General features: G+C 49.2%; 3 protein-coding genes. All 3 read right to left on the reverse strand.

Annotated elements, in window-relative coordinates; genetic code table 11:
• A partial coding sequence (locus PX481_RS29125) for a thiamine pyrophosphate-binding protein (protein ID WP_288097457.1) occupies window positions 1-189 on the reverse strand: 189 nt, incomplete at its 3' end.
• Between the two features lie 82 nt (window positions 190-271).
• Window positions 272-1,522, reverse strand: a complete 1,251-nt coding sequence (gene fabF / locus PX481_RS29130; RefSeq protein ID WP_288028078.1) for a beta-ketoacyl-ACP synthase II — start codon at window positions 1,520-1,522, stop codon at window positions 272-274.
• A 70-nt stretch (window positions 1,523-1,592) separates the two neighbouring features.
• The gene (gene acpP / locus PX481_RS29135) at window positions 1,593-1,841 is read right to left on the reverse strand and encodes an acyl carrier protein (RefSeq protein ID WP_002798625.1); all 249 of its coding nucleotides are present in this window, start codon (window positions 1,839-1,841) and stop codon (window positions 1,593-1,595) included.
• Window positions 1,842-2,368 lie beyond the last annotated feature (527 nt).

Here is a 2,368-nt window from a genome sequence, read left to right on the forward strand (position 1 = left end):
ATCACGATTAACCCATTGGGGGTTTTTCGTGTTAAAACGCAGGAATTGATCCCATAGAACAAAGGCCATGGGAGCGGCTCCCATGGGCAGTCCGGGGTGTCCCGATTTAGCTGTTTCTACGGCATCTACCGCTAAAAAACGCACCGCATTAATACAAAGTTCTTCGAGGGATTGGGAGGCGACAACCATAATGTTTTTTAGAATGAACTACAAAAATAAGACCAGGTTAAAGAGGGAGCCACTCAAAGATTACTCTTTCAGGGGCATCGACTCAAGCATATTTTCTAAAAGCTAAGGTGACGTTATGGCCGCCAAATCCAAAGGAGTTGGAGAGGGCAGCGTTAACTATCTGCTGACGACTTTCGTAGGGGACGTAATCGAGATCACAATCGGGGTCGGGATTGTCCAGGTTGAGAGTCGGGGGAATCCGATCATTAGCGATCGCCATAACCGTGGCCACGGCTTCAATGCCGCCAGAACCGCCTAAAAGGTGGCCTGTCATCGATTTGGTGGAACTGACGGGGATTTTGTAGGCCGATTCTCCTAAAGCTTTTTTAATCGCCTTGGTTTCCGTGGGATCATTAGCCCCTGTACTGGTGCCGTGGGCGTTGATATAGCTAATTTCCGCCGGAGTTAAACCGGCATCTTTGATCGCTAATTCGATCGCTCTGGTGGCTCCACGACCGTCGGGAACTGGTGCCGTCATGTGATAGGCATCGCAAGTCAGACCATAACCGATCATTTCGGCGTAAATCCGCGCCCCACGAGCCAAGGCTGTTTCTAATTCCTCTATAATCAAAATTCCTGCCCCTTCCCCCATGACAAAACCATCCCGATCCTTGTCAAAGGGACGACTGGCCCGGGTGGGGTCATCGTTGCGGGTGGACAGGGCCTTAGCGGAGGCAAAACCAGCCAATCCCAGGGGGGTAACGGCAGCTTCCGTCCCGCCGCAGATCATCGCTTTGGCTAAACCCCTTTGTACTAGACGGAAAGCATCGCCGATGGCATTGGAACCGGCGGCGCAAGCGGTCACGGTGCAGTTACTCGGTCCTTTGGCCCCCGTGTGGATGGCGGTTAAACCAGCGGCCATATTGGCAATCATCATCGGGATCATGAAGGGACTACACCGGCTCGGACCTTTTGTCAAGTAAATTTCCTGTTGATCCTCAAGCACTTTTATGCCACCCACGCCCGTACCGATTAGTACTCCTATATCATCGGCATTGAGAGCGTCGATAACTAATTGAGAATCTTGCAGTGCTTGCAAACTGGCGGCGACGGCAAATTGAGCGAAACGGTCCATGCGCTTTGCCTCTTTGCGATCCACATAGTCGTGGGGGTCAAAACCCCGCACTTCCCCAGCAATGCGACAAGCGTGACGGGAGGCATCAAAGTGGGTAATTAAACCAATGCCACTTTTGCCGTTGATTAAGCCTGTCCAATAGTCTGCTAGATTATTGCCGAGGGGAGTGATTGCACCCATCCCCGTGATGACAACCCTTTTTAATGGCAATTCTGTCATGTTTGTTCAAAAATAAGGGCAGATTTTGCCCCAGATATTTAAGGCTAAATTGTCAATTTTCTCGCAATAATTAGGCGGTTGCTCCTACTTTCTCGCTAATATGGTCAACAGCTTTGCCCACAGTGTCAATTTGTTCGGCCGCTTCGTCGGGAATTTCAATATCAAATTCTTCCTCTAAAGCCATCACTAACTCGACCACATCAAGGGAATCAGCTTGCAGATCATTAGCAAAGCTTGCGTCGGGAGTAACTTTTTCCGGCTCTACTTCTAATTGTTCCACAACAACTTTTTTAACTCGATCGAAAATACCTTCACTCATGGATGTCAATTTTTATCCGCTGGTTTACCGGACTCTAGCCTCTAGGGTCTGGGGAAATGGGGCGGTGTTACCATTTCCGACAATAAATTTCGGTTAGCTTTTTCACTGACCATTTTTCATCTTACTGGAAGTTGTTCCCCTCTTGATGAAGTTTTTTCTCGATCATCGGGGAAGTGGGGTGTGGGGTGTAGGGTGTGGGGTGTGGGGTGTGGGGTGTAGGGTGTGGGGTGTGGGGTGTAGGGAGAAGGGAGAATAAATAGAAATAATCTCCTGTCTCCTGTCTCCTGTCTCCTATCTCCTATCTCCTATCTCCTGTCTCCTATCTCCTGTCTCCTGTCTCTTATCTCCTGACGACCGAATAAAAAGCAAAAATATAACGGATAACTCCGAAATTCAGATAATAATCATCGGAAATTTTGGGTCTGAAACCCCGCCGTTCTAGGTTGGCTTTACGTTAGAATTAAAAGGCCAGTCTCGAAAACCAAGTGGACGGCGCAGCACCTTGAAAACTCGGCTTAGGGGGTTCC

The sequence above is a fragment of the Microcystis sp. M53603_WE2 genome (genome assembly GCF_030065435.1).

Coding starts and splice junctions, on each gene's coding strand:
- fabF (WP_288028078.1), bottom strand. CDS start 1,522: ATGACAGAATTGCCATTAAAAAGGGTTGTCATCACGGGGATGGGTGCA.
- acpP (WP_002798625.1), bottom strand. CDS start 1,841: ATGAGTGAAGGTATTTTCGATCGAGTTAAAAAAGTTGTTGTGGAACAA.